Origin of the sequence: Rhizobium sp. WYCCWR 11146 (assembly GCF_013591995.1) — a bacterium.
GTDB lineage: Bacteria > Pseudomonadota > Alphaproteobacteria > Rhizobiales > Rhizobiaceae > Rhizobium > Rhizobium indicum.
In genome coordinates, this window is record NZ_JACCEY010000043.1 from 163,400 (window position 1) to 186,059 (window position 22,660).

Annotated in this window: 22 protein-coding genes; 16 read left to right on the top strand and 6 right to left on the bottom strand. The window is 61.5% G+C overall.

From position 1 onward, the window contains the following. A partial coding sequence (locus tag HX899_RS33890) for a YeeE/YedE thiosulfate transporter family protein (RefSeq protein ID WP_348647963.1) occupies positions 1–973 on the top strand: 973 nt, incomplete at its 5' end. Positions 974–1,113: 140 nt separating this feature from the next. Here the strand turns inward: HX899_RS33890 and HX899_RS33895 are convergent. Together HX899_RS33895 and HX899_RS33900 are read right to left on the bottom strand one after the other, a co-directional pair. Continuing rightward, positions 1,114–2,397, bottom strand: a complete 1,284-nt coding sequence (locus HX899_RS33895; protein ID WP_181294484.1) for an O-acetylhomoserine aminocarboxypropyltransferase — start codon at positions 2,395–2,397, stop codon at positions 1,114–1,116. Positions 2,398–2,514: 117 nt separating this feature from the next. Next, positions 2,515–2,943 (bottom strand): CoA-binding protein, encoded by a 429-nt coding sequence (locus HX899_RS33900; protein ID WP_033180348.1) that lies wholly within the window; start codon positions 2,941–2,943, stop codon positions 2,515–2,517. Between the two features lie 120 nt (positions 2,944–3,063). Here HX899_RS33900 and HX899_RS33905 point away from each other — a divergent pair, with 120 nt between their 5' ends. Both HX899_RS33905 and HX899_RS33910 read left to right on the top strand, forming a co-directional pair. Then, positions 3,064–3,387: a hypothetical protein gene (locus HX899_RS33905; RefSeq protein ID WP_138387563.1), complete on the top strand. Its 324-nt coding sequence runs from the start codon at positions 3,064–3,066 to the stop codon at positions 3,385–3,387. A gap of 476 nt (positions 3,388–3,863) precedes the next feature. Further along, on the top strand, positions 3,864–4,700 hold the full coding sequence (locus tag HX899_RS33910) for an EamA family transporter (RefSeq protein ID WP_138387564.1): 837 nt from the start codon (positions 3,864–3,866) through the stop codon (positions 4,698–4,700). Here the strand turns inward: HX899_RS33910 and HX899_RS33915 are convergent, their stop codons facing one another. Continuing rightward, a complete protein-coding gene (locus HX899_RS33915) occupies positions 4,701–5,534 on the bottom strand; it encodes an enoyl-CoA hydratase (protein WP_138387565.1) in 834 nt (277 codons plus the stop codon). 96 nt (positions 5,535–5,630) lie between these two features. Continuing rightward, on the bottom strand, positions 5,631–5,861 hold the full coding sequence (locus tag HX899_RS33920; RefSeq protein WP_138328276.1) for a DUF1127 domain-containing protein: 231 nt from the start codon (positions 5,859–5,861) through the stop codon (positions 5,631–5,633). Between the two features lie 73 nt (positions 5,862–5,934). On the opposite strand from HX899_RS33920, the gene HX899_RS33925 reads away from it, so the two are divergent. From HX899_RS33925 to HX899_RS33955, 7 genes are all read left to right on the top strand, one after another. Then, positions 5,935–6,834 (top strand): LysR family transcriptional regulator, encoded by a 900-nt coding sequence (locus HX899_RS33925; protein ID WP_181294485.1) that lies wholly within the window; start codon positions 5,935–5,937, stop codon positions 6,832–6,834. Between the two features lie 314 nt (positions 6,835–7,148). Further along, complete coding sequence (rplM, locus tag HX899_RS33930; RefSeq protein WP_003558420.1) at positions 7,149–7,613, top strand: 50S ribosomal protein L13; 465 nt, start codon at positions 7,149–7,151, stop codon at positions 7,611–7,613. A 1-nt stretch (position 7,614) separates the two neighbouring features. Beyond that, entirely contained in the window at positions 7,615–8,082 is a 468-nt protein-coding gene (gene rpsI, locus HX899_RS33935) for a 30S ribosomal protein S9 (protein WP_003558419.1), read from the top strand. Positions 8,083–8,385: 303 nt separating this feature from the next. Further along, positions 8,386–9,573 (top strand): CmlA/FloR family chloramphenicol efflux MFS transporter, encoded by a 1,188-nt coding sequence (gene cml / locus HX899_RS33940; RefSeq protein ID WP_180196680.1) that lies wholly within the window; start codon positions 8,386–8,388, stop codon positions 9,571–9,573. A gap of 223 nt (positions 9,574–9,796) precedes the next feature. Continuing rightward, positions 9,797–10,759, top strand: a complete 963-nt coding sequence (gene speB, locus HX899_RS33945) for an agmatinase (RefSeq protein ID WP_181294486.1) — start codon at positions 9,797–9,799, stop codon at positions 10,757–10,759. Positions 10,760–10,819: 60 nt separating this feature from the next. Beyond that, a complete protein-coding gene (gene argC / locus HX899_RS33950; RefSeq protein WP_181294487.1) occupies positions 10,820–11,752 on the top strand; it encodes an N-acetyl-gamma-glutamyl-phosphate reductase in 933 nt (310 codons plus the stop codon). Positions 11,753–11,932: 180 nt separating this feature from the next. Then, positions 11,933–12,724: a sulfite exporter TauE/SafE family protein gene (locus HX899_RS33955; RefSeq protein ID WP_181294517.1), complete on the top strand. Its 792-nt coding sequence runs from the start codon at positions 11,933–11,935 to the stop codon at positions 12,722–12,724. 28 nt (positions 12,725–12,752) lie between these two features. On the opposite strand, the gene HX899_RS33960 is transcribed toward HX899_RS33955, so the two are convergent. Beyond that, positions 12,753–13,856, bottom strand: a complete 1,104-nt coding sequence (locus HX899_RS33960; RefSeq protein ID WP_181294488.1) for a COX15/CtaA family protein — start codon at positions 13,854–13,856, stop codon at positions 12,753–12,755. Positions 13,857–13,971: 115 nt separating this feature from the next. Between HX899_RS33960 and HX899_RS33965 the strand changes: the two genes are divergently transcribed. Continuing rightward, on the top strand, positions 13,972–14,181 hold the full coding sequence (locus HX899_RS33965; RefSeq protein ID WP_003547289.1) for a DUF2842 domain-containing protein: 210 nt from the start codon (positions 13,972–13,974) through the stop codon (positions 14,179–14,181). A 224-nt stretch (positions 14,182–14,405) separates the two neighbouring features. Beyond that, complete coding sequence (locus HX899_RS33970) at positions 14,406–15,647, top strand: GNAT family N-acetyltransferase (protein WP_181294489.1); 1,242 nt, start codon at positions 14,406–14,408, stop codon at positions 15,645–15,647. A gap of 11 nt (positions 15,648–15,658) precedes the next feature. On the opposite strand, the gene HX899_RS33975 is transcribed toward HX899_RS33970, so the two are convergent. Beyond that, a complete protein-coding gene (locus HX899_RS33975) occupies positions 15,659–17,839 on the bottom strand; it encodes an exopolysaccharide transport family protein (protein WP_181294490.1) in 2,181 nt (726 codons plus the stop codon). 188 nt (positions 17,840–18,027) lie between these two features. On the opposite strand from HX899_RS33975, the gene HX899_RS33980 reads away from it, so the two are divergent. From HX899_RS33980 to HX899_RS33995, 4 genes are read left to right on the top strand one after another with little or no spacing between them, the layout of a single operon-like run. Further along, positions 18,028–18,603, top strand: a complete 576-nt coding sequence (locus HX899_RS33980) for a polysaccharide biosynthesis/export family protein (RefSeq protein ID WP_003558401.1) — start codon at positions 18,028–18,030, stop codon at positions 18,601–18,603. 3 nt (positions 18,604–18,606) lie between these two features. Continuing rightward, the gene (locus tag HX899_RS33985) at positions 18,607–19,776 is read left to right on the top strand and encodes a glycosyltransferase family 4 protein (RefSeq protein ID WP_181294491.1); all 1,170 of its coding nucleotides are present in this window, start codon (positions 18,607–18,609) and stop codon (positions 19,774–19,776) included. Between the two features lie 57 nt (positions 19,777–19,833). Continuing rightward, positions 19,834–21,396 carry an undecaprenyl-phosphate glucose phosphotransferase gene (locus HX899_RS33990; protein ID WP_181294492.1) on the top strand — a complete coding sequence of 521 codons (1,563 nt, stop codon included), beginning with the start codon at positions 19,834–19,836 and terminating at the stop codon, positions 21,394–21,396. Further along, the gene (locus tag HX899_RS33995; RefSeq protein ID WP_138387573.1) at positions 21,393–22,637 is read left to right on the top strand and encodes an O-antigen ligase; all 1,245 of its coding nucleotides are present in this window, start codon (positions 21,393–21,395) and stop codon (positions 22,635–22,637) included. The genes HX899_RS33990 and HX899_RS33995 overlap by 4 nt, the downstream gene beginning before the upstream one ends. The last annotated feature ends 23 nt before the right edge of the window (positions 22,638–22,660 follow it).

The following is a 22,660-nucleotide window of genomic DNA, read 5'->3' on the forward strand; positions in this document are numbered from 1 at the left end:
ACTGAACGTACGGAGGATTGGTGCCGTGAACGGGTTGTCCCACGGCATTGGGGTGGCAGACTTCGAGACGTGGGCCAGTTTCGGTTTGATTGGAGGGCTGGGCTTCGTCCTCGGCTTCGCGATGAACCACGGGTCGATCTGCACCTTCATCGCTACGACGGAATTGATTTCCGAACGCAGACCCGCGCGATTTCTCGCTCTGGCCGAATGCGCAGTGTGGGCCGCGATCGCCTATATCATCCTCGACAAGTTGCCGACCATGAATGGTGGATGGTCGCCTTTGGTTCACATGGTCGGCGCAGCCATCCTTTTTGGTGTCGGCGTATATGTAAACGGTGCCTGCATTTTTGGATCGGTAGGGCACTTTGGTAACGGAGAGATGGATTTCGGTTTCACCTTCCTCGGGATTCTTGTGATCCTGTCCCTCGATTCTGTGTTCAATCTGCGCGCGGAGCCGATGCCAATCAGCGCTTCACCGCCGCTTGCGCTAGAAGCCTTGTTGGTGGTTTTGTTCGTGTTCCTACTCCTGAGACTCGGCGTCTCGATCAAATCGGAGACCAACTTCCGTCGGCTGACATTGGCAATGGGTACTATTGGCATAACTTCGGCCACCTTATCGGCGTTCGCCCCTCGCTTCTCAGTCACGACCTCGGTCGGATCGATGCTTTCGATCCCGGTGACGAGTTCACTCATCTTTGTCTGCATGTTTAGCGGCAGTCTCGTCTCGGCGAGAATTCGCCGGCATCAGTTTTCACTGAGCTGGCCGCCGACATGGAAGAGCGTGTCGCGAAGAACAATTGGAGGCTTGCTGATGGGCTTTGGGGCGCTCCTTATCCCAGGTGGAAATGACACTCTCCTGCTTGTCGGTCTCCCAATGGGAGCGTGGCAGGCCTTCGTCGCCTATCTTATCATGGTGGCAGCGCTTGCCGTGCTGATCGCTAGATTTGGTTCAACAGCGCGATCGTGGTCTTGAACCCTTCCCCAAAGTCCGAGCGCGCTCACGCTTGATCGTTACGACCGTATGGCTGCGCGATCGTCGCCTCGGCGCTGATTTTATGGCTGTATGCCGACAAACATCATCTGCGAAATTAAAAACGTTTGTTGCGAACCACATCAGATCTTCGAGAGTGCCTGTTCGAGATCGGCGATGATGTCCTTGACGTCCTCGATGCCGACGGAGAGGCGCACCACGTCAGGGCCTGCGCCGGCAGCGATCCTCTGCTCGTCTGTCAACTGCCGGTGCGTCGTCGAGGCCGGATGGATGACGAGCGAACGGGTGTCGCCGATATTGGCAAGATGGGAGAAGAGCTCCAGCCCCCCGACCAGCGTCTTGCCCGCCTCATAGCCGCCCTTGACGCCGAAGGTGAAGACGGAGCCGGCGCCCTTCGGCGAGTAGCGCTGCTGCAGGGCGTGGTTCGGGTCGTCGTCGAGGCCGGCATAGTTCACCCAGGCAATCTTGCTGTGCGCCTTCAGCCACTTCGCGACGGCGATCGCATTGTCGCTGTGGCGCTGCATCCTGAGCGGCAGCGTCTCGATGCCGGTCAGGATCAGGAAAGCGTTGAAGGGCGAGATCGCCGGCCCGAGGTCGCGCAGGCCGAGCACACGGGCAGCGATCGCAAAGGCGAAATTGCCGAAAGTCGCATGCAGCACCATGCCGTTATATTCCGGCCGCGGGCTCGACAGCATCGGATAATTGCCGGATTTCGACCAGTCGAAGGTGCCGCCGTCGACGATGAGGCCGCCCATGGAATTGCCGTGGCCGCCGAGAAACTTCGTCAGTGAATGCACGACGATGTCGGCGCCGTGCTCGATCGGACGGATGAAATAAGGCGTTGCCATCGTATTGTCGACGATCAGCGGCAGGCCGTTGCGATGCGCGACGTCGGCGATGGCGGCGATATCGACGAAAGTGCCGCCGGGATTGGCGAGGCTCTCGATGAAGATGCCGCGCGTCTTGTCGTCGATCTGGCTTTCGAAGCTTGCCGGATCGGCGGCATCGGCCCAGCGCACCTGCCAGCCAAAATTCTCGAAGGCATGGCCGAACTGGTTGATCGAGCCGCCGTAGAGCTGGCGGGCAGCGATGAAATTCTCGCCGGGGCGCATAATATTGTGGAAGACGATCACCTGCGCCGCATGGCCGGAGGCGACGGCAAGGGCTGCGGTGCCGCCCTCGAGCGCTGCGACACGCTCCTCGAGCACGGCCTGCGTCGGGTTCATGATGCGGGTGTAGATGTTGCCGAAGGCCTGCAGGCCGAAAAGGGCGGCGGCATGATCGGAATCATTGAAGACGAAAGCGGTCGTCTGGTAGATCGGCGTTACCCGCGCGCCAGTCGTCGGGTCGGGCTGCGCACCGGCATGGATCGCCAACGTGTTGAATCCCGGATCGTTCTTGGCCATGTCGTCCTCCAGTTGTTGCTGACGGGCAGGATCATAGCCGGTCGCTTGCGAAAGTTAATCGCGATCCGTTTCAACCCGTGGGCGTTCGGTGGAAAATCCGTCTCCGAGGACCGCAACTCAGGCAATAAGACGGGGATACTCGATCGCCGGGCAGCGATTCATCACCACCTGGATGCCGGCGGCCTCCGCCTTTGCCGCAGCCGCATCGTCGCGGACACCAAGCTGAGACCAGATGATCTTCGGCAGCGGCCTCAGCGCCAGCGCCTCCTCGACGACCCCGTCCAGATATTCGGAGGCGCGAAAGACGTCGACCATGTCGATCGGCACGGGAATGTCGGCGAGCCGGGCATACACGGTACGGCCCTGGATCTGTTTGCCCGCCTGCCCCGGATTGACAGGAATGACCTCGTAGCCGCGCGACAGCAGATAGCCCATGACGCCGTTGCTCGGCCGGGCCGGATTGGGCGAAGCGCCGGTCAGCGCGATGGTCTTTACAGAATGCAGGATTCCGGCGAGGTAATCATCCGTGTAGGCGTCGTGATTCATGTCCATTTCTCCACTCCCGAAAGCCCTTCGGCGCGGCCGGCATATTTTTTTGCGTGTCCGTGAAACCGACTGGGCATCTTTTCCGTATATATGAATTGGATACTCCCTGAGGATGATTCGATGAAAAAAGTTGCTCTTGCCCTCATGCTCGTGCTGGCCACATCGCCGGCGCTGGCGATCTCGCGCTACAATCCGCTAACCATGAGCTGTGCCAGCGTGCGTGCCGCCATCCACAATCAGGGCGCGGTCATCTTCCGCTACCAGTCTCCCCGTGGCTTGCCGCTCTACGATCGCTATGTCCGCAACAGCAATTATTGCGACGCGACCGATTATGCGGAATGGACATATATCCCTTCAAAAGACACTCCCCGCTGCCAAGTGCTGAACTGCCAGAACATCGACAACCTTGACGGGATGCTCTTCGTTCCGCATCATCAGCTATGATGTTTTTCGCCGTCATGTCGGGCGCAGGAACAGTACGCCTTTCGCGGTTGCGAAAGGTTTGAGATCAATCCCGCGCTGCGATTTCGCGATGATTACACAATCACAAGCTTTAATTTTCCCTTATGTCAAAGTTATAGAATAATATCTATATTTCAGCACCATAGAATAATCAGTTGTCGAATTCCTGCAGGTATTTTCTCTTTTTGTTCTCGATAAAGCCACTCTTTGTTCCCCCATCCATTAGAAACATCTCATAGTTGAAAGGATCGCGTGGATTGAACGCATGTCGCGCGCACGTAAAAATTGCTCCAATGGGTCGCCATTGTTCACCTCCTGAAAGGATGCTATTCGTCATATGGACACGTAAGCGACCGCCGCCATGCAATTTCGTGCAAATCCCAGTTGTCTTTTCACGAATTTGAAACGCCGAAGGCGAGGCGTGTTCCGCTTCCTCTCATCCTTTCCGGATTACTCCCTTGCCTCTCGACGTCATCCTGCTCGTTCTCTTCGGCGCACTGCTGCACGCGACATGGAACGCCATCATCAAGGCGGGGAGCGATAAGTCCCTCGATGCGGCGCTGATCTCGGCCGGCGGCGCGGTTTCGGCATTGCCGTTCCTGCCATTCCTGCCGTTGCCGCACGCCTCGGCCTGGCCGTTCATCGGCGCCTCTGCCATCCTGCAGTTCGCCTATTTCCAGCTGGTCGCCGCCGCCTACCGGGCCGGCGATATCGGCCTTGTCTATCCGCTGATGCGTGGCTGCGCGCCGCTGCTGATCGCTGCGACAAGCGGTTTCATCCTGAAGGAAAATCTTTCCGGCGGCGCCCTTGCGGGCACGATGACGATCTCGGCCGGCGTGCTGACACTTGCCCTCGAGGCGCGGCGCGGCAGCAGCCGCGCCGTCATCCTCTCGCTTGCCAATGCCTGCGTCATCGCCAGCTACACCTATGTCGACGGAATCGGCGCGCGCATCTCCGGCAATGCGGTTTCCTACACTTTGTGGATGTCGCTGCTGCCGCCGCTGCTGCTGTTTTCCTGGGCAGCATCCCAGCGCGGCGCTTTCGCGGTCGTGCGTCACGTTCGCCGCAACTGGTGGCGCGGCCTTATCGGCGGCGCCGGCTCGATCGCTTCCTACGGGCTGGCACTTTGGGCGATGACGAAAGCCCCGGTCGCGACCGTCGCAGCCTTGCGCGAAACCGCAATCCTGTTTGCACTGGTGATCTCGATCACCGTCTTCAAGGAAAAAGCCAGCATCTGGCGCTACGTCGCCGGCGTCGTCATCGCGATCGGCGGGCTGCTTCTGAAACTGGCGTGATCACTCACCTGTCCATTCGGCCTTGCGCTTGCCGAGGAAGGCGCCGATCCCTTCCTGCGCATCCTCAGTCAGCATGTTCTCGACCATCACCCTGGCGGCATAATCATATGCCGCCTCCACCGGCAGTTCGAGCTGCCGGTTGAAGGCTTCCTTGCCGATCTTCAGTGTCAGTGGCGACTTGCTGGCGATCACAGCCGCATATTTGGAAACCACCTGCGCCAGATACTGCTTTGGCACGATACGGTTGACGAGGCCGAAGTCCTTGGCGGTCGAGGCGTCGATCGTCTCGCCGGTCAGCAGCATCTCCATCGCCTGCTTGCGGTGCGCGGCACGGGAAACGGCCACCATCGGCGTCGAACAGAACAGGCCGATGTTGACGCCCGGCGTACAGAATGTCGAATTGTCCGTGCAGATCGCCAGATCGCAGGAGGCAACGAGCTGGCAGCCCGCAGCCGTTGCAAGCCCGTCGATCTCGGCGATGACAGGCTTCGGCAGATGCGCGATCTTCAGCATCAGATCGGCGCAGAGCCGGAAGGACCTTTCGAAGAAACCGCCCCCCTGATCTTCATCGGCGCGATGGGCGGTGAGTTCCTTGAGATCATGCCCGGCGGAAAAGACATTGCCGGTCGAGGCGATGACGACGACGCGCACATCCGGCTCCGCCCCGGCCGTCTCGAGTTCTTGCATCAGCGCTTCGAGAAGCGCGATCGAAAGCACATTGGCCGGTGGGTTGTTGAGCACGAGCCGCAGCACGCCGTCGCGCAGCGAGCGGGTCAGCATGCCGCCCTCTTCCGCTCCGGCGGCGTCCTTCCGGAAGGATACGATTTCGGCCATGATGCTGCTCCCTGCGCTCGATTCCAGGCAGACGTTTTGCCACAAGGCGCCGGAAATTTCGAGCAGGATCCACACTCCCCGCAGAGACCGTTGCCGTCAGGACCAGAACCACGACTTCGATGTTTCTGCGCTCGCCTGCGCACGGGTCAGACCGACATCGCACAGCTCGTCGTCGGTGAGTTCCAAAAGCGTGCGGCGGCTGCGGCGCTTTTCGAGGTGATGTTCGATCGTCATCAGCAGCCGCAGGCTCCAGCGCGCCATGCCGCGAAGTCTCGACCGAACGATATCGCGAGGTGTGTCAAGGATCCCGCTTAATTCCAGGGCCATCTCTTCTTCCTTTCTTCAACGGATGAAAGATGCGCTGGAAGATGCCGCGAAAGAAGCTTATGGATATTATGATATGCATAAGGATCTCTTTTGTATGCCTCTCCACCTCGATCAGCTTGCCGCCTTTGTCAACGTCGCCGAGCTCGGAAGCTTTACGGCTGCGGCCGACAAGGAAGGCCTGACGCAGCCGGCCGTCAGCCTGCAGGTGAAGGGGCTCGAGCAGCGGCTCGGCGTCCGGCTGATCGAGCGTGTCGGGCGGCGGGCGCAGCCGACCGCGGCTGGCCTCGACCTGCTCGTGCATGCAAGGCGACTGCTTCAGGAATCGGCCGCCGCGGAAGAAGCGATGATGCCGTATAGAGATGGCGCCAGCGGCCGTGTGCGCATCGGCAGCGGCGGCACGGCGTCGATCCATCTGCTTCCTCCCGCCATCGCCGTCGCCAGAAAATCCATGCCCGGCCTCGAAATCACCGTGCGCATCGGCGATGCCGATGACATTCTGCGCGATCTGGAGGCCAACAGCCTCGATATCGCCGTCGTCGCCCTGCCGGCATCGGGACGGAACTTCGAGATCGAGCCGTTCTACGAGGAGGAATTGCTGGCCGTCGCGCCTGCGGGCAGCCTCATGCCCGAAGGCGGACCGGACGCCGCCTTCATGCGCGACAGGACGCTGCTGCTTTATGAGGGTGGCAATACCAGGCGCGCAATCGACGCGTGGCTGGCTGCACCGGATACCAGGATCCGGCCTGCGATGGAGTTCGGCAGCATCGAGGCCATCAAGGAGCTGGTGGCCGTGGGGCTCGGCTGGTCGATCCTGCCGGGTCTGGCGCTGAAGCGCGACCGCGCCGGCCTCGTGACGACTGCATCGCTGAACCCGCGGCTCACGCGCCGCCTCGGCATGGTTCTGCGCCGGGACAAACATCTGACACGCGGCCTTCGCGAAATGATGAAATGCCTGCGCGCGTTCAAAGGGTGAGTGCCGCTTTCGACCGGGGACGCGATTTCAAACCGGCAGAGACGACGTGAAAAACGTCAGACGCAGCAGTTCGCGGCTGCAGAAATATGAGGTATCAAAATACCACATATCTAAGTATTTGTTTTTACTTCAAAATTTTTCCAAACCTTCGGGACGTCGATATTGACCCAATGTCATATTGCCTTTATACACCGCGCCAGAACGCAGCCTGTCCGGGCTGCTTTCTTTTTGGCATGCCTAAAGCCTGCCAATCCAAGCAACAAGAAACGCCCTTCAAGCCCTCGGGCCAAGGGTCCCAAAAGAGAGTATTCACTATGGCAACCTTCTCCCAGAAGCCTGCAGAGGTGGAGAAGAAGTGGGTGATCATCGACGCCGAAGGGCTGGTCGTTGGCCGTCTCGCTTCCATCATCGCTATGCGCCTGCGCGGCAAGCACAAGGCAACCTTCACGCCTCACGTTGACGACGGCGACAACGTCATCGTCATCAATGCCGAAAAGGTCGTTTTCACCGGCAAGAAGTATTCCGACAAGGTCTACTACTGGCACACCGGTTATGCCGGCGGCATCAAGGAACGCAGCGCACGCCAGATCATCGAAGGCCGCTTCCCGGAGCGCGTCCTCGAAAAGGCCGTCGAACGCATGGTTCCGCGTGGCCCGCTCGGCCGTCGCCAGATGAAGAACCTGCGCGTTTACGCCGGCTCCAACCATCCCCATGAAGCCCAGCAGCCGGTCGCCCTCGACGTTGCCGCGCTCAACAAAAAGAACGTAAGGAGCGCCTGATATGGCTGACCTCTCCTCCCTGAAGGATCTCGGCACGGTTTCCGAAGCTGCTGCTCCGGCCCACGTCCGCAAGGTCGACTCGCTCGGCCGCTCCTACGCGACCGGCAAGCGCAAGAACGCCGTCGCCCGCGTCTGGGTCAAGCCGGGCTCCGGCAAGATCACCGTCAACGGCAAGGAATTCGCGGAATATTTCGCCCGTCCGGTGCTGCAGATGATCCTGCGCCAGCCGATCGTTGCGGCTGCCCGTGACGGCCAGTTTGACATCGTCGCAACCGTTGCCGGCGGCGGCCTCTCCGGCCAGGCCGGTGCCGTTCGCCATGGCGTGTCCAAGGCGCTTACCTACTTCGAACCGGGCCTGCGCGCGGTACTGAAGAAGGGCGGCTTCCTGACCCGCGACAGCCGCGTCGTCGAACGCAAGAAGTACGGCAAGGCAAAGGCCCGCCGCTCGTTCCAGTTCTCCAAGCGTTAATCGCTTCGGACAGATGGAATTTACGAAGGCCGGGGCAACCCGGCCTTTTTTGCGCTGTTTAAACCAATCGGAAGCGTGCCGGTATGCCATTGTCGCATTCCCGCTCTGCTGGTAGAAACTTGGCAAAGCGCTTCGGAAATGAGCAAAGCCGCAGTCAGGGTCGAATCATGGGAACAACCAAGTCCGCAGACAAATAAGCCGCAACAACTCTGCCCTGTTGTTGCGGCGTCTGTCCGGTCAATCCCGATACTGATGAAGAGACAGATCGCCGCCGAATGAAATCATTTGAGCGGGTTCTTTCCCATGTCTTATCCCAAAATCCAGCAATGGACCTATCCCCTGCCGGCAGCCTTGCTGCTGATGGCACCGTTCGACATCCTGGCCTCGCTCGCCATGGATATCTATCTGCCGATCGTGCCGGTCATGCCGGAGGCGCTCGGCACTTCGCCGGCGGTCATCCAACTGACCCTCAGCCTCTACATGCTCGTGCTCGGTGTCGGCCAGATCGTCTTCGGCCCAATTTCCGATACTGCCGGACGACGGCCTGTCCTGCTTGGAGGTGCTGCACTCTTTGCCGCTTCATCCTTCCTGCTTGCCGGCTCCTCGTCGGCGCCGATCTTCGTGGTCTTGAGATTGCTGCAGGCAGTCGGCGCGTCGGCGACCCTCGTTGCAACTTTCGCAACCGTGCGTGACGTCTACGCCGGGCGTCCCGAAAGCAGCACGATCTATAGCCTTCTCGGATCCATCCTCTCCTTCGTGCCCGCACTCGGCCCGATCATCGGAGCCTTGATCGCGGATCGCTTCGGCTGGCGCGCCATCTTCCTCGTCATCGGCCTCCTTGCGGTTGCCGCCCTTTTCAACGCCGGCATGCGATGGCACGAAACCCGCCCTGCCGTTACCGCGAAGATCGCTCTCCGCCCGATCCTTACAAGCCTTCCCTTCTGGGTTTATACGGGCGGCTTCAGCACGGCGATGGGCGCCTTCTTCGTCTTCTTCTCGACGGCACCCCGTATCCTGATCGACAAAGCCGGTTTTTCCGGCATCGCCTTCAGCTTCATCTTTGCCACGGTGGCGCTGGTGATGATCGTGACGGCGCGTTTCGCCAAGCGTTTCGTCATGCGCTGGGGCATTGCAGGCAGCCTTGCCAGAGGCATGGCAATGCTGCTTCTCGGCGCCGTGCTGCTTACCTTTGGACAGCTGTTTCTGCAGCCTTCCCTCGTCAGCTTCGTCGTGCCGATGTGGATCATCGCGATCGGTATCGTCGTTGCGACGGCGGTCACCGCCAACGGCGCGCTCGACGCCTTTGGCGATACGGCCGGGACGGCGGTCGCGCTCTATTCCTGCGTCGCGAGCATCATCGTCGGCTTTGCCGGAACCTTCTTCGTGATTCTGCTCGGCAGTGACAGCGCCTGGCCGCTCGCGGGCTATGTCTCAGCGACCGCGCTGACAACGCTGGCTGGATTGTGGTGCCTGCGGGAGCTGGCCGGATAGGCAGCGGACAAATGACGGTCGCTCGACGATAACGAGCGGCCGTCGTCCGAACGATTGCTTGAAATCCGTCCGCACCTCGCCTACCCCTTTCTGCGCGCGGGGGATCGGCCAATTCCTTCGCGAGAGACCCGCCGCCCGACGCTCTGGCGTCGTGCGGAGATCCTACAATGCAGCGTCCGTATCGAACGCGACTATGATTTTGCGACCGAAAAAGGAGCATGATTTGGCGAACAGATCGATTGACCACGCCTTCACGGCGACCAGCCTCACCTCCGCTGCCAGCGATCCGACCTTTGCCGGCGCGCTGTCTTTCATGCGCCGCCGCTTCACCAAGGAGCTCGCCGGCGTCGACGTCGCCGTCTGGGGCATTCCCTTCGATGCTGCGACATCGAACAGGCCGGGCACACGCTTCGGGCCGCAGGCGATCCGGCGCGCTTCGGCGATCTTCGACAATGATGCGCAATATCCCTTCAACCGCGAACTCTTCGCCGAAATGGCGGTGATCGACTACGGCGATTGCCTGCTCGACTATGGCAATCATCAGGACACGCCAGCAGCTATCGAACGCCAGGCGAATGTCATCCTCGACAGCGGCGCCTTCCTGTTGACGCTCGGCGGCGATCATTACGTCACCTGGCCACTGCTGAAAGCCCATGTGGCAAAACATGGCCCCCTCGCGCTCGTGCAGTTCGACGCGCACCAGGATACCTGGTTCGACGAGGAACGCCGCATCGACCACGGTTCTTTCGTGGCGCGGGCAGCGCGCGAAGGTATCATCGATCCCGACCGCTCCATTCAGATCGGCATCCGCACCCATGCGCCTGAGGATTGCGGCGTCAATATTCTCTACGGTCATCAGGTCGAGGAGATGAACGCCAGCGATATCGCCTCGGCGATCATCTCCCATACGCGCGGGGCGCCGGCCTATCTCACCTTCGATATCGATTGCCTCGATCCAGCCTTTGCGCCGGGCACCGGCACGCCGGTTTCAGGCGGACCATCGAGCGCCAAGATCCTCTCGGTGCTGCAGCGTCTGCACCAGCTCGATATCCGCGGCGCCGACGTCGTCGAGGTATCGCCGCCCTACGATCATGCCGATATCACCGCCATTGCGGGGGCAACGGTGGCGATGTATATGCTGGGGCTTCATGCCGAGCGACGCGCCATCGCCGTGTCACAAGGCTGACCTATCATCCTCAAACTGAATCCGGAAACCTTCAGAACCCATTGAAAGCGCAGGTTTAACATGGCACCGAAAATCTTCATCGACGGCGAACACGGCACGACGGGTCTGCAGATCCGCACGCGCATGGCAGGCCGCCGCGATGTCGAACTTCTGTCCATACCCGAAGCCGAGCGGCGCAACGCCGCCATGCGCGAGGACATGCTGAACGGCGCCGACATCGCCATTCTCTGCCTGCCCGACGATGCGTCGAAGGAAGCGGTGCAGATGGTTTCGGCCAACAACAATGTGCGCGTCATCGACACCTCGACCGCCTTCCGCGTCAATCCCGGCTGGGCCTATGGTTTTGCCGAAATGGACAAACAGCAGGCCGACAAGATCGCTGCCACCCGTTTCGTCGCCAATCCCGGCTGCTATCCCACCGGAGCGATCGGCCTCATCCGGCCGCTGCGCGCCGCCGGCATTCTGCCGGACGGCTATCCGATTACGGTCAACGCGGTCTCCGGCTATACCGGCGGCGGCAAGCAGATGATCGCGCAGATGGAGAACCCGGATCATCCGGATGCGATCACCGCGCCGCATTTCCTCTACGGCCTGCCGCTCACCCACAAACATGTGCCCGAGATGACCGTGCACGGCCTGCTCGACCGCGCGCCGATCTTCTCGCCGTCCGTCGGCAAGTTTGCTCAAGGCATGATCGTGCAGGTGCCGCTGCATCTCGACGATCTCGCCGAGGGCACGACGATGGAGAGCATCCATGCCGCCCTCGTCGCCCATTATGCCGGCCAGGATATCGTCGGTGTCGTGCCGTTGGCCGAAAGTAAGGCCCTGCCCCGCGTCAATGCCATCGAGCTCGAAGGCAAGGACACGATGAAGCTCTTCGTCTTCGGCACCCCGGGCGCTTCGCAGATCAATTTGGTGGCGCTGCTCGACAATCTCGGCAAGGGGGCGTCGGGCGCCGCCGTCCAGAACATGGACCTGATGCTCGCCTCGTAAGGCGTGAGCGGCGGCATCGACCTGATGCCGCTCAAGCTTCGTGTCGATCTCATCATCATGATCTCGCGGCCGCTTGCATCGGCGGCCGCAGCATCGCTTTCGCGCTCGATCATCGATGACGATTGGGCTATGAAACCGCATCCTTCCTCGCTGCCCATCCCGAATCACGGAGCCGATGTCATGACGCTGGATGCGCTTATCGCTGGCGTCGGCGCATGGTTTGCCGCAGCCTTGCCCGATCATGGCATCTATGCGTTGATGGCATTTGCCTTCATCGCCGGGCTTGCCCGCGGCTTTTCAGGTTTCGGCGCCGCATTGATCTTCATTCCGCTCGGCGGCGCGATCGTCGGGCCGAAGCTGATCTCACCGATCCTGCTCGTCATTGACGGCATTGCCACACTCGGGATGATTCCGCCGGCCTGGCGCGGCGCCAATCGACCCGAGGTTTTCGTCATGGCGGCGGGTGCCGCGCTCGGCGTCCCGGCCGGCACGGCGATGCTGGCGCTGCTCGACCCGCTGCTGTTGCGCTGGAGCATCACGATCATCGCTATCTCCTTGCTTGCGCTGCTGGTATCGGGATGGCGCTATCACGGGGAGGCGTCCGCACCGCTCACCAGCGGAGTCGGGCTGATTGCCGGGCTTTTCAGCGGCGCTGCGCAGCTCGGCGGGCCGCCGGTCGTCGCCTACTGGCTCGGCGGCAAGAGCGACTTCATCCGTGTCCGGGCGAATGTGGTGCTCTATTTCTCGATTTCGTCCGTCTTCAGCGCTATCAGCTACTATTTCGGCGGACTGTTCGTGCCTGCCGTCTTTGCGCTCACAGTCGTCATCCTGCCGAGTTATGCGGTCGGGCTCTATGGCGGCTCGAAACTGTTCGGGCTTGCCGAGGAGCGGACCTTCCGCATCGCCTGCTACGTCCTGATCGCCGCCGCCGCGATCATCGGCATGCCGCTGCTCGATGGGGTGTTGCGCTAGTTCCGTCCCGAAGCCTCGGCCGCTCGCTTCAATCGCGTTCCGCGATCATCGTCCCGTGCGGATATTCGCCGTAAAAGCCGCGCCAGTTGGCGACGGCGAAGCCGAAAACCACCAGCGCGCCGGCCTGATGCAGCAGGCCCCAGTGAAGCGGCACCTGCATCAACAGCGTCGCTATGCCGATCGCCGCCTGCAGCGTCACCAGCACGAAAAGCAGGATCGCGCGACGTGCATGGGTGGTCCAAGGTGCTGCGCGAAGGGCGATCACCATGTTGATCAGCGTCAATGCGAAGAGCGTATAGGCGCCGATGCGGTGAATGAACTGCACCGTCTTCGGGTTCTCGAAGGCATTGATCCAGAAGGGCTGCTGGATCAGCAGATCGGAGGGAATGACGGCGCCATCCATCAGCGGCCAAGTATTGTAGGAAAAACCAGCGTCGAGCCCCGCCACCAGCGCGCCGAGATAGATCTGGAACAGTGAGAAAATGGCGATCGCGGCGGCAAAACCGCGCGAGGTTCTTGTCGGCGCCGGATCGTCGGAATGTCTGGAGAGACCGCGCATGATCCACATGCAGCCGGCAAAGATCAGACAGGCCATGACAAGATGCGTCGCCAGCCTGTACTGGCTGACGTCGGTGCGGACGGAAAGGCCCGAGGACACCATCCACCAACCGATAAACCCCTGCAGGCCGCCGAGCGCCAGGATGCCGACGAGCGGCCAGCGCAGACGCTTCTCGATCCGCCCCGTCAGCCAGAAATAGATAAGCGGCAGCGCGAAGATCACGCCAATGGCACGCGCGATCAGCCGGTGCGCCCATTCCCACCAGAAGATGCCCTTGAACTCATCGACGGTCATGGAACTGTTCAGTTGCTGAAATTCAGGAATGCGCTGGTAGAGGCGGAATTCCTCCTCCCATTCGGCGGCCGACAGCGGTGGGATGACGCCGTGGATCGGCTTCCACTCTGTGATCGACAGGCCGGAATTGGTCAGCCGCGTGGCGCCGCCGACGAGCACGAGACAGAAAAGCGCCAAAAGCACGAAGCCGAGCCAGAAGCGCAAGGCGCGGCGGTCGCGATTCTGCTTGCGCATTTCGCTCAGGATCGCCTGTTCCGTGGTCGGGTTTGCGACGGCCATGATGTCTCCTTCTATCCGGCAGTTGATTTGCCCCACCGGCTCATGCAAAACAAGCCCCGAACCTTTGCGGCATGCCGTCGCGCCGGTTCGTCCCCTCCATGCCGAGAGATAACCGATGCCCGTCCGCCTCCGCAAATTCATCGGCACGATCCTCATCATCGTGCTCGTGGTCGTCTATGCGCTGGTGGCCAATACGATCGCGGTGGCAACGCTCGGCAACGCGCCCTGGTGGGGACATCTGCTCTATTTCCTGCTCACCGGCCTGCTCTGGGTATTGCCGGCGATGGTGATCATCAAATGGATGGCCGGGCCACCGCAGCGCTAAAGCGCGTCGCGATCTTTCAGATACGCTTGTCGCGCTTTAGGTCTTTGTTTTTACGCATGTCGTTGTCGCAAAAACCGCGGCACACTTTTGCGCGACATGCTTTAGGCCCATTAACGGCCGAATAACCGTGATCTGCGGAAAACCTCGCCCATCGCCTGCGGTTAAACCAAATATACGTCCGGCATACCTACCCTCCCGTTCAGCATTCTTGACCGGAGAAGACCGTGCAGACGCAACAGCTCGATGTCCATGAACAGCCGTCCGACGACGTGGCGCTGGCCGATACGGCCATTTCGCGCCTGCGCCAGCTGAGCATGAAACTCGCCATGACCCAACTCGACATCGAAGTCTTCGACGCGATGCAGCCGCTGGAGGATGACTGGCGGGCGCTGGAGCGCGACAACCTCCAGTCCCTGCATCAGAGCTACGACTGGTGCGCCGCCTGGGTGAGCGCCTTCCAGCGGCCGCTTGCGATCCTTAAAGCCACTCATGCGGGTCAGACCGCCTTCATTCTGCCGATCGAGATCGTCAAGTCTCGCGGCCTCAGGACGGCGAAATTCATTGCCGCCGATCACAGCAATATCAATACCGGCCTGTTCGCAGAGAGCTTTGCCGAAGCCGGCAGGACCATCGCCCCCCATGAGTTCGCCGGCCAGCTCCGGCATGCGCTGAAGGGCCGCGCCGATCTGCTGCTGCTGCAGAACATTCCGCTGGAATGGCGCGGGCGAGAGAGCCCGCTCGCCGGGCTGCCGATGGTGCAGAACCAGAATCACGCCTATCAGCTGCCGTTCCTCCCCGCTTTCGAGGACACGCTGAAGCAGCTCAACGCCAAGAACCGGCGCAAGAAATTCCGTGTTCAGTCGAAGCGTCTCGAGGCGGCCGGCGGCTTCGAATACGTCATCCCCGAGACATCGGCAGAACAGCACGGCCTGCTCGATATCTTCTTCCGCCTGAAAAGCGCCCGCTTCGCCAGCCTCGGCCTGCCCGACGTCTTTGCCGACAGGGAAACGCAGACCTTCCTGCACGGTCTCATCGACAAGCAGGACGACACCAGGCAGTACTTCGGGCTGCAGATGCATATGCTCCGGCTCAAGGGCGAGCAAGAGGGTAAGGTCGCCGCGATTTCAGGGATTTCGCGCAAGGGCGACCATATCATCTGCCAGTTCGGCGCGATCGATGAAGAGCTCGTGCCGGATACGAGCCCCGGCGAATTCCTCTATTGGCAGACCATCTCGGGATTGCATGGCAAGGGTGTCGCGCTGTTCGATTTCGGCCTCGGCGACCAGACCTACAAGCGTTCCTGGGCGCCGGTCGAGACCGCGCATTACGACGTGGTGTTGCCGGTATCGCCGTTCGGCGTGGTCGCCGGCGCCGCTCACCGGCTCGTCACCCGCGGCAAGGCGCATATCAAGGTGCGCCCGAAGCTTTATAAATTCGCCCAGGGCATCCGGGCACGGATCGGCTAACCGGCAAAAAACTAGGCGGCCCGGCCGAGTGCCTGCTCGGCCCCTTCGCCGCCCGACATCAGCACCACGCGCTCATAGCCGGCAGCCTGGAATTCCGTCATTAATGCAACGAAAATGGCCTCCTCGACCTCAGGCAGCGAGAGGATGATCTCGACGTCCCGGCTGTGCGTCAGCCGCGATACGCCGGCGACATCGGCCGAACCGCATTCGACCACCACGAGATCGTAGGCGGCGGCGAGCGCATCGAGCAGCAACGACAGCCGGTCGACACCGCGCATGGCGCGGCGAACGTCGCTCTGGCCCTGGGGAATGAGATGGGCATCGGAGAGGCGGTCGCCGTGGATCGTGTCGCCGAAGGCGGCCTCGCCGCAAAGCAGGTCGGTGACGCCAAGGGCGGCCGGGTCTTCGGCCATCAGTTCCGTGGGGTAGCCGGAGCCGGTCATATCGATCAGAATGACGCGGTGGCCGGCATCGGCGAGCATGCGGGTCAGCGAAACCGTCGCCGCCGAGCCATTGTCACCGGTCGGAGATATGGCGATTGCCAGCGGCGCGCGGCTGCCAGTGAGATAATCCGCAACTGAGGCGACGGAGAATTCATTGTCATCCTCCGGCTCGTCCTCTGGCGCCTCATCGGCAACCTTCACGTCCTCGATCGTATCCTCTTCGTCCGCGACGACGGCGAGCATGCTCGGCCGAACGGGCTTTCCGGCGGCAGCCGCGATCGGAGCGGCCTGCGGCACATGTTTCTCCTCGACGACTGCTTCTGCCTCGACTGCCTCTGAAGCCGCATCTGTCGGGCGGAGTGCCCGGCCACTGAAGAGTTCGGCCAGCATGATCACGATGGCGCTCATGATCAGCGTTGCGACGGCAGCGACGACGACGATCGGCACCACCTTCGGGAAATAGGGATCGACCGGCTCGACGGCCTTGGAAACGATCCGGGCATCGGCTGGGCTCGAATTGCTGTCGGCGCGGGAGGCGGCCTCGCGGTAGCGCACCAGATAGGTTTCGAGCAGTTGGCGCTGGGCGTTCGCCTCGCGCTCCAGCGCATTGAGACCGACCTCGTCCTCACCGGCGCGGGCGCTGTTTGCCTGCACCGTGTCCGACTGGCGCTCGAGCTCGCTCGCGCGGAGATCCGCGACCTTCGACTCGTTCTCGATGCTCGCCAGGATCTTCTGCGTCTCCTGGCGAATCTGGCTACGGATATCGGAGAGCTGGGCGCGCAGGCTTTTCAGCCGCGGATGGTTGTTGAGAAGGCTGGTCTGCAGATCGGAGATCTGCGACTGCAGGCCGGATTCCGTCCCCTTCAGCCGCTGGATCGCCTGGGAGGACATGATGTCAGGCAGCGTATCGGAGGCTTCGCCCGAAGACAGTGCGTTGCGCACCGCCTGCGCCCTCGCCTCGGCATTGGCCTTGTCGCCCCGCACGCGGGTCAGCTCAGCGGAAATATCGTTCAGTTGCTGGGCCGGAAAAGTGGTTGTGCCGTTCGTCTGCAGCAGCCCGTGCGAGGTGCGGTATTCAGCGACCTTCTTCTCGGCTTCGCTGACCTTCTGGCGCAGGCCTTCGATCTCAGGCTCCAGCCAGCGGGTCGCCTCGGAGTTGGAATCGAGCTTGGCGCCGCTCTGGGTCGAAAGATAGACATTCGCCATCGCGTTCGGGATGGCGGCAGCGAGCTTCGGGTCCTTGGAAGTGAAATTGATGCCGATGACGCGTGAACCCGGCACCTGATAGACCTGCAGGCGTTCGACGAAGGCGTCGATGACGCGCTCTTCCGGCGGATTTTCCAGCGGGTTCTTCTTCAGGTGAAGCTTCACCAGGATACTGCTCATCGCCGAACCGCTGGCGGCATCGTCGAATTCAGGCAGGTTATAAAGCTTGAGGTCGTTGATGACCTTCTTGAGGAGATCGGCCGATTGCAGGAGCTGCACCTGGCTGGCGATGTTCAGTTCATCCATCAGCGGGCCGGCGCTGGCGTCATTGATCTGCTGCGTACTGGCGAAGGCCGGCGCCCGGGGTTCGATGAGGATGCGTGTTTCGGTGCGATATTGCGGCGACATGATCTTGGCGCCGGCAAAGGCGACGCCCGCCCCCACGAGGGTGATTGTCAAAATCCGCAGACGGCGCGCCCAGACCGCACGGACCAACTGGCCGAGGTCGATGTCCACATCCTGATCACGAGCTACGCCGGACATGCTCTTACTCCACAACAAAGGTGCCGTAAGCGTAAACGACCATGGTAACTCAACGGTTAATGGTGATCTCGCCGGGAAGAGCGATGATCGATGAAGGAAACCGGGAAATTGCAGACGTCCTTTACCGGGCATTAACCCTAACGGATCGATAACGACTGCACCGAGTTCATTTTTGTGAGCACAAGCGGATGTCTGTCGTCCAGCCCAAGATCCTTTTGGCCCTGAGCCTTGCAGCCATGACGGCAGCATTGGGCGGCTGCACGACGTACAAGCCGGCGCCGAAGGCCTTCAACGAGGCCACCATCCAGCCCTATACGCTGGACAGCGGCGATCGGCTGCGCATCACCGTCTTCGACCAGCAGAGCCTGACCAATACCTATACGGTGGATCAGGCCGGCTATGTCGCTTTCCCGCTCATCGGCCAGGTCCCTGCCCGCGGCCGAACCCTGCAGCAACTCTCGGGACAGATCGCCCAGAAATTGCAGCAGGGATATCTTCGCGATCCCGACGTCACCATCGATGTCGATCGCTACCGTTCGGTCTTCATCATGGGTGAAGTCGGCCAGCCCGGCCAGTATGCCTATGTTCCCGGCATGACGGTGCAAAATGCCATCGCGGTTGCCGGCGGCTTCACCAGCCGCGCCAACCAGCGCATGGTCGATGTCACCCGCAAGATCAATGGACAGGTACTGACCGGCCGCATCAACATATCGGGGCCGATCATCGCAGGTGACACGATCTACGTTCGCGAACGGCTTTTCTGAGCGATGGCAAAACAGCAGCCGCTCCGCATCCTCCATTGCTTCAGATCGCCGATCGGCGGGATTTTCCGCCATGTCCGCGATCTCGTCGAGGAGCACAGCAAAGCCGGCCATGAAATCGGCATCCTCTGCGACAGCTCGACCGGCGGCGAGTACGAGGACAGCCTGTTCGACGATATCCGTCCCTATCTCTCGCTCGGCCTGACGCGCGTGCCGATCCGGCGCTCGATCAGCCCGTCCGATATTGCGACGATGTGGGATACTTACAAGAAAATCAAAAGTTTGCGGCCGGATGTGCTGCACGGACACGGCGCCAAAGGCGGCGTGCTCGCGCGACTTGCCGGCTCAGCGTTGCGGGTGAACAGGTATCGCGTAGCCCGCCTCTATACCGCGCATGGCGGAAGCCTGCATTATTCGCGCTCCTCGCTCGGCGGACAGTTTGTCCTCAAGATGGAACGCCTGCAGGAATATTTCACCGATGCGCTGGTCTTCATCTGCGAATATGAGCGCGATACCTACGCGCGCAAGGTCGGGCGACCGCGGACGAAGACGAGACTGATCTACAACGGCATCGGCGAGCGCGATTTCGAGCCGATCCCGACCCGCTCGGATGCCGTGCATTTCATCTATGTGGGAATGCTACGGGACCTCAAGGGTCCCGATCTGTTTGTCGATGCCTTCGCCAAGACCGAACGGCTGCTCGGCAGGCCACTGTCGGCGCTGATGATCGGCGACGGGCCGGATCGCGACCGCTACCGCGAGATGATGGTCGAACGCGGCCTTGGCAAACGCATCGGCATGCTGCCGGCAATGCGAGTCCATGAAGCCTTCTCCATGGCGCAGAACCTCGTCGTTCCCTCACGCGCCGAAGCCATGCCCTATATCGTGCTCGAGGGACTCGGCGCCGGCAAGACGATCATCGCAAGCCGTGTCGGCGGCATTCCAGAGGTGCTCGGCGCGGACAGCGCAGCACTGGTGGAGCCCGGCAATTCCGACGATCTCGCCCGCGTCATGGCGGAAACGCTGAGCACACCCGACTGGCACGCCAGGACGATGCCTAAGCCCGAAGCGGTGAAGGCGGTGTTTTCCTCCGCCGTCATGGCGCGTGATGTCCTGAAATTGTACCAAGAACTCGTCAATCCCGCTGCCGGCCAAGTATTGCCTGTCGCCTCGTAAATGTTTCTTAGGGGCTTTCTGCTATTTCGCTTGGGTAACAACGAGCGATGAAACCCCATGAACAAGCTGGAAAAAGGCGATCAATTCGACGTGGACGCACTGCGCAAGCAGGTTTCCGACATCGAGGTGCGCGGCGAAGCGGGTCAGGAGAAGCCTTCCGATCCGACTGAGATCAACCCCTATGCCCGGCAGATCGCCGAACAGTACCGTGACGGAACCCGTTCGCCAACGATCATCATCGGGCAATTGCGGCTGCTCGAATTCCTGGCGCTCTTTGCGATAGCTCTGATCACCTATTATTTCAGCCCCGGCGACGGCGGCGATTCCCCCTTGATGCGGGCGGGCATGGCGGCGATTGCCTCGGCCTTGACCGTCATCAGCCTGCAGCTTGCCGATACCTATACAATTCCGGCACTTCGCTCCAAGCTGCGGCTGATACCGCGCATCCTCGTTGCGTGGACGATCGCGTTTGTCCTCACCACCGGCCTGTTCACACTGCTTCGCGGCACGACATCGGCGATGGTCGATGCCTATATCGTCTGGTTCGCTGCGGGCGCGCTCTTCCTTGCGGCCGAGCGCTTCCTCGTCGCCTACGGCATCCGCAACTGGGCGCGGAACGGCATCATGGAACGCCGCGCCGTCATCGTCGGCGGCGGCGAGCCGGCCAAAGACCTGATCCGCATCCTCGAACAGCAGGCCGACAACGACATCCGCATCTGCGGCATCTTCGACGACCGCGGCGAGAAACGCTCGCCGATCATGGTCGCCGGTTATCCGAAGCTCGGCACTGTCGCCGAACTCGTCGAATTCGTGCGGTTGACGCGCATCGACATGCTGATCATCGCCCTGCCGCTGTCGGCCGAAGCCCGTATCTACGACCTTTTGAAGAAGCTCTGGGTTCTGCCGGTCGATATCCGCCTTGCCGCGCATGCCAACCGGCTGCGCTTCCGGCCGCGCGCCTATTCGCATGTCGGCTCGGTGCCGATGCTCGATATTTTCAAGAAGCCGATCCGCGACTGGGATTCCGTCGCCAAGCGCGGCTTCGACCTGTTCTTCACTTTGGTTGCGCTCGCGCTGCTCTGGCCGCTGATGATCGCGACCGCGATCGCCATCAAGGCGACTTCAGAAGGCCCGGTCTTCTTCATGCAGAAGCGCCACGGCTTCAACAACGAAATCATCAACGTCTTCAAGTTCCGCTCGATGTACACCAACATGGCCGACCCCACCGGCAAGGCCGCGGTGACCAAGGGCGATCCGCGCGTCACCCGCGTCGGCCGCTTCATCCGAAAGACCTCGATCGACGAATTGCCGCAGCTTTTCAACGTTTTGAGGGGCGAGCTCTCGCTGGTCGGCCCACGTCCGCATGCCGTTCTCGCCCAGGCGCGCGATCGCGCCTTCGGCGATGTCGTCGAGGGTTATTTCGCCCGCCACCGCGTCAAGCCCGGTGTCACCGGCTGGGCGCAGATCAACGGCTGGCGCGGCGAAGTCGACAATGACGAGAAGATCAAGTTCCGCACGGCCTACGACCTCTACTACATCGAGAACTGGTCGCTCTGGTTCGATCTCAAGATCCTGTTCCTGACGCCGATCCGGCTGCTCAACACGGAAAACGCCTATTGAGCGCGATCGAGGCGACATATCCCCGTGTCGCCCAACCGCAGCGGATGACGCTGCGCCTGATCGGCTCGGCCTTCGTCGCCTTCGGCGTCTTTCTTTCCGGTTTCGTGATCGACGAGCCGGCGCCCTATGAACTCTGGATGGCGGGGTTGATCGGCCTCTGGTTCATTCTGGGCCTCAGGATTTCGCGCAGCGTGGCGCCGCTGCTTGCCCTGCTGCTGACCTTCAATATCGGCGGCATGCTGTCGCTGACGCAGATGAAGGACCTGGCAACGGCGCCGATGTATATCGCGGTGTCGACCTTCCTGGCGCTGACGGCGGTCTTCTACGCGGCAATCATCGAGGACAGCCACAAGCGACTGCCGCTGATCTTCAATGCCTGGGCCTTCGCCGCCGTCGCCACCTCCGCGCTCGGCATACTCGGTTATTTCCACGCCTTCCCGGGCGCGGAAATCTTCACGCTCTACGACCGCGCCAAGGGCGCCTTCCAGGATCCGAATGTTTTCGGCCCCTTCCTGGTGCCGCCATCGCTCTATCTGGTCCACGGTATCCTGGTCGGCGACCTGAAGAAATCGCCGCTGAAGGCCGCCGCCCTGCTCGTGCTAGCGCTCGGCATTTTCCTCTCCTTTTCCCGCGCCGCCTGGGGGCTCTTTGCGCTCGGCGTGGTGCTGCTGATCTTCATCATGCTGCTGAAGGAGCGCAGCGGCGCCTTTCGCTTGCGCGTCCTGGTCCTGTCGCTGGCGGCGATCATCATGCTGATCGCGTCGCTGCTGGTGGCGCTGCAGATCCCGAAGGTCGCCGAACTGTTTTCGGCGCGCGCCCAGCTGGTACAGCAATATGACGGCGAACATCTCGGCCGCTTCGAGCGCCACCGGATCGGTTTCACTATGATGATGGAGCGTCCACTCGGCATCGGCCCGCTGGTGTTCGGCACGATGTTTCCCGAGGACGAGCACAATATCTGGCTGAAATCGCTCACCTCCTATGGCTGGCTCGGCTTTGTCAGCTATGTCGGCATGCTTCTCTGGACGCTGGCTCTCGGTTTCCGAAACCTGCTGCTCGACCGGCCGTGGCAGCCCTTCCTGATGATCGCCTGGATCTCGGTTCTCGGCCATGCGACAATCGGAAACGTCATCGACATCGACCACTGGCGCCATGTCTATCTGCTGCTCGGCACGGTCTGGGGCTGCGCGGCGCTGGAAGTGCGCCACAAGCGCGAGCGAAGACTGAGGCGCGCGGCGTGAGGTCTTGCCGCCGACCGCATCGG

Coding starts and splice junctions, on each gene's coding strand:
- HX899_RS33895 (WP_181294484.1), bottom strand. CDS start 2,397: ATGGCCAAGAACGATCCGGGATTCAACACGTTGGCGATCCATGCCGGT.
- HX899_RS33900 (WP_033180348.1), bottom strand. CDS start 2,943: ATGAATCACGACGCCTACACGGATGATTACCTCGCCGGAATCCTGCAT.
- HX899_RS33905 (WP_138387563.1), top strand. CDS start 3,064: ATGAAAAAAGTTGCTCTTGCCCTCATGCTCGTGCTGGCCACATCGCCG.
- HX899_RS33915 (WP_138387565.1), bottom strand. CDS start 5,534: ATGGCCGAAATCGTATCCTTCCGGAAGGACGCCGCCGGAGCGGAAGAG.
- HX899_RS33920 (WP_138328276.1), bottom strand. CDS start 5,861: ATGGCCCTGGAATTAAGCGGGATCCTTGACACACCTCGCGATATCGTT.
- HX899_RS33925 (WP_181294485.1), top strand. CDS start 5,935: ATGCATAAGGATCTCTTTTGTATGCCTCTCCACCTCGATCAGCTTGCC.
- rplM (WP_003558420.1), top strand. CDS start 7,149: ATGGCAACCTTCTCCCAGAAGCCTGCAGAGGTGGAGAAGAAGTGGGTG.
- rpsI (WP_003558419.1), top strand. CDS start 7,615: ATGGCTGACCTCTCCTCCCTGAAGGATCTCGGCACGGTTTCCGAAGCT.
- cml (WP_180196680.1), top strand. CDS start 8,386: ATGTCTTATCCCAAAATCCAGCAATGGACCTATCCCCTGCCGGCAGCC.
- argC (WP_181294487.1), top strand. CDS start 10,820: ATGGCACCGAAAATCTTCATCGACGGCGAACACGGCACGACGGGTCTG.
- HX899_RS33955 (WP_181294517.1), top strand. CDS start 11,933: ATGACGCTGGATGCGCTTATCGCTGGCGTCGGCGCATGGTTTGCCGCA.
- HX899_RS33960 (WP_181294488.1), bottom strand. CDS start 13,856: ATGGCCGTCGCAAACCCGACCACGGAACAGGCGATCCTGAGCGAAATG.
- HX899_RS33965 (WP_003547289.1), top strand. CDS start 13,972: ATGCCCGTCCGCCTCCGCAAATTCATCGGCACGATCCTCATCATCGTG.
- HX899_RS33975 (WP_181294490.1), bottom strand. CDS start 17,839: ATGTCCGGCGTAGCTCGTGATCAGGATGTGGACATCGACCTCGGCCAG.
- HX899_RS33980 (WP_003558401.1), top strand. CDS start 18,028: ATGTCTGTCGTCCAGCCCAAGATCCTTTTGGCCCTGAGCCTTGCAGCC.
- HX899_RS33985 (WP_181294491.1), top strand. CDS start 18,607: ATGGCAAAACAGCAGCCGCTCCGCATCCTCCATTGCTTCAGATCGCCG.
- HX899_RS33990 (WP_181294492.1), top strand. CDS start 19,834: ATGAACAAGCTGGAAAAAGGCGATCAATTCGACGTGGACGCACTGCGC.